1 protein-coding gene is annotated in these 1,741 nt (G+C 68.1%); it reads left to right on the top strand.

What is annotated here, in order from left to right; translation table 11 throughout:
- Positions 1 to 131 precede the first annotated feature (131 nt).
- The gene (locus LQV16_RS23415) at positions 132 to 1,352 is read left to right on the top strand and encodes an IS110 family transposase (RefSeq protein ID WP_229996218.1); all 1,221 of its coding nucleotides are present in this window, start codon (positions 132 to 134) and stop codon (positions 1,350 to 1,352) included.
- The last annotated feature ends 389 nt before the right edge of the window (positions 1,353 to 1,741 follow it).

Raw genomic sequence — 1,741 nt, forward strand, 5'->3', positions numbered from 1 at the left:
GTACAGCTGATATGAGTTGAGTCTGTCCTTCACAAACACCTCCGGAGATGTCAGGACGGGATGTATCAGATTCCCTTGAGGACCCGGGGCTGATCCGCGGGGTCCTCCCGACGCCTTCGGAGGTGTTTGTCATGTCTGTTCAGGCCGCGGCGGCCGGTGATTCACCCGTTGTTGTTGCTGTCGATGTTGGCAAGAGGGTGGTCGCGTTGTCGGTCACTGATGCGGCCCGGCACCGCTTGTTGGGTCCGCTGGACTTTGAGATGTCGGGGCGGGGACTGGACGGGGTCCTGGCTTTGATCAGGACCAGGCTGGTCGGCATTGATGCCCCCGTGAGAGTCGGGATCGAAGCTGCCGGGCATTACCACCGGCCGCTGCTCACCGCGTCCGTGTGGCCCGCAGGCTGGCAGGTGCTGGAACTGAATCCCGCGCACGTGGCCGAGCAGCGCAGGGTCCAGGGACGCCGGCGGATCAAGACCGACGCCCTGGATCTGGAAGCGATCACAGAGCTGGTCCTCAGCGGCCGCGGCGTTCCTGTGACTGCGCGCGAGGCTGTGATCGGCGAGCTCGGCGCGTGGGCGGCGCACCGGACCCGCAGGGTCCAGGTGCGGACCGCGACGAAGAACCAGTTGCTGGGTCAGCTGGACCGGGCCTTCCCCGGGCTGGCCCTGGTCCTGCCGGACGTGCTCGGCACGAAAGTGGGAAGGCTCGTTGCCGCTGAATTCGCCGACCCGAAGCGGCTCGCCGCACTGGGCACCGCCCGGTTCATCCGGTTCGCGGCCGCCCGGGGGCTCCAGGTGCGCCAGCCGCTGGCCGAACGGCTCGTGGATGCCGCCCGCGACGCGCTGACCACGGTGGACGCACCGGTGGCCCGCCGCGTTCTGGCCGCCGATCTGGCCCTTCTGGCGGAACTCTGCACACAGATCGACGCATCCGAGGCCGAACTCGCCCGGCTGCTGCCGCTGAGCCCCTTCGCGACCCTCACCACCACCCCGGGCTGGGGCGTGGTCCGCGCCGGCAACTACGGCGGCGCCCTGGGCGACCCGCACCGCTGGCCCGGACCGTCACAGATCTACCGGGCATCGGGTCTGTCCCCCACCCAGTACGAATCGGCAGGCAAACGACGCGACGGATCCATCAGCAGGGAAGGCAACGTGGCACTACCCCGGGCCCTGATCGATCTCGGCATGGGGCTCTGGTTCAACGACGCGCCCAGCCGGACCTACGCCGCGGCGCTCAGGACCAGAGGCAAGCACGGCGGCGTCATCGCCTGCGCGATGGCGCACCGCGCATCACGGATCGCCTACGCCATGGTCCGGGACCAGACCATCTACGACCCCGGCCGCTGGAAGTGACAAACCGCGGCACACCATGAGGCCAACCAGACATCCCCTTCCCGGAGCCAAAGGAGGTGCACGCAGCATCCCTTCACAACCCGGAGCGGCGGTGAGACGCTGGAACCGACGAAGGGCCGGACCAGACGCCGATACAGCTATGGCGGACGCCTTCCGCGTTACGCCGTCTCTAGCTTGGCGCCCGGCCCTTCGCCCCGCGGGCAACCCGAACGACGCCAGATGACCCGGGTGAAATAGCTGAGGTCGCATAAGTCAGCGTGGGCGCCCACAGACCAACGCCGGTCCAGCCGCCAAACCGCCCCTCCACAACACTTCAGAACGCCCGCCAGACACACGGGGCGAACCTTCACGCCCGGGGCATGCACTTGACACGACCTATAGCCAGCTAG

It is taken from the genome of Arthrobacter sp. Bi26 (assembly GCF_918697925.1).
Lineage (GTDB): Bacteria > Actinomycetota > Actinomycetes > Actinomycetales > Micrococcaceae > Arthrobacter.